This is a genomic window from Priestia sp. SIMBA_032 (genome assembly GCF_046535215.1).
GTDB classification, from domain to species: domain Bacteria; phylum Bacillota; class Bacilli; order Bacillales; family Bacillaceae_H; genus Priestia; species Priestia aryabhattai.
Genome location: NZ_JAWRXD010000919.1, coordinates 1 through 262 on the forward strand (window position 1 = coordinate 1; position 262 = coordinate 262).

The 262-nt window shown below is 64.1% G+C and carries 1 pseudogene; it reads left to right on the plus strand.

The annotated features are described in order from the left end of the window. Window positions 1-262, plus strand: a pseudogene (locus tag SB717_RS37015) (hypothetical protein); the annotation flags it as partial.

The window sequence follows — 262 nt, forward strand, 5'->3', positions numbered from 1 at the left end:
CCGCCAACGACCTGAACGCGATCTACATCAACTACCTCGGTTCCAACGGAGCTGCCCTGCAGAAGGGGAACCGCTTCGTCTTCGACTCGTCCCAGGGCGTGCAGGCGTTCCAGTACGTCGTCGACCTCATCGAGAAGTACCACGTCGCCCCCTCCGCGGCCGACACGAACACCAACGGCGACTTCAGCCGCGACCAGTTCACGCAGGGCAGGCTCGCGCTCTTCCAGACCGGGTCGTACAACCTCGCCAACGTGGAGCAGGG